Raw genomic sequence first — 1,463 nt, forward strand, 5'->3', positions numbered from 1 at the left:
AAATCAGTTCACTATCTTCTTACACTTTCATTCTGGAAGCTTTATTCTATGCAGCTTCATATTAAATTGGTATTACCCCTAGAAACACCAGTCACCGCACCCCCAGATGCGAGTGTAGTCACCCTCCTAACCAGCTTAGTCGCCGACTTAACCGACAAAGGAATTGCACTAGAAGAAGCCCAATCTTTAGTCAAAGCTGCCCTTTCTCTCCCCGCTGAAGTTGACCTAACTAGCTTAGACCCTATCTTAGCCACCAACAACAACCAACCGGGCGGCGTCCAAGTCTTGTCGGCAATGGTGAAAGTCCAAAACTTCATCACCCAAACTAGCGGTTTGATTAACGGTGCATCCAGTGCAGTCAATACTGATATTGTCAAGGCTGTTGTCAGTTCAATTACAGCTCAAATTCAATCAGGTACAGTCTTAAATCTCAGTAATGCCACAGCCTTAGAACCAATCATTCAACAAGCTGCCGCGAAAATCCAGCAAATAGACCCCAGCTTCAACAGTCAACAATTCAGCCAAATTACATCGCAAGCAGCGACAGTAATGGCAACAGCAAATCAACGCGTTGATAGCGTTGTCTCCAACCCAACAGCAACATCAATCCCTGAATCACTTGCCCGCCTCCAACAAGTAGCCTTGGGCCCAACAACTCAAGACTTCAAAGCAGTTGGTACCGGAAATAAACCAATTTCCCAGGTAGTTGCTGACAATACTGGTACTGCTTTAGATAGCAGAATTGAAGCTGTAGTATTGCCTGCTGGGATTGCCACTCCTGTTGTCAGCGGCGATGCAGATTTGGGCAGCAATTCTCCCAATGCAATTCTGGGTACAAATGGCGACGATATCCTGACGGGCGACAGCGCGAATAATGTGTTGATGGGGATGAGGGGCAATGATTCCCTCGACGGAAGTCTGGGAAATGACACTGTTTTCGGTGGCAAAGGTAGCGATACAATCCTTGGAAGTAGCGGTGATGATGTCTTATTTGGCAACCGTGGTGCTGACATTTTGAATGGCGATGATGGTAATGATATTCTTTACGGAGGTAAGGGAGATGATTTGCTCACGGGCGGTTTGGGAGTTGATAGTTTGATAGGAGGAATGGGAGTAGATAAGTTCTTACTCTCTACCAATTCCGGTACTGATACGATTACTGATTTTGAAGTCGGTAAGGACTTGTTAGTATTGGGTAACGGGTTGAGTTTCTCGCAATTGGCGATTGCTCAAGATAGCGGTGCAACATTAATCCGGTTGGCACAAACAGGGGAGATTTTAGCTTCTCTCGTCGGTGTTTCTGCTAGCACTATTAGTGCGGTTAATTTCGGATTGATTTAAAGGTTCGTAATGAGGACTTTAGTCCTTATTATTCTTCAGTCTCTTATACCAATTTCATAAAGTAGTGCTACAATTAGTATGTATCGTTTTTGTGACCCAGCACCAAAATATAAGGAAGAAAA

1 protein-coding gene is annotated in these 1,463 nt (G+C 44.6%); it reads left to right on the plus strand.

Annotation, left to right across the window (positions count from 1 at the left end; genetic code table 11):
* Positions 1-1,341, plus strand: a 1,341-nt coding sequence (locus tag QUA62_RS29165; protein ID WP_333408277.1) for a calcium-binding protein, incomplete at its 5' end; no start/stop codon positions are given.
* Positions 1,342-1,463: the final 122 nt, after the last annotated feature.

Source organism: Microcoleus sp. MON1_C1, assembly GCF_036701945.1.
Lineage (GTDB): Bacteria > Cyanobacteriota > Cyanobacteriia > Cyanobacteriales > Microcoleaceae > Microcoleus.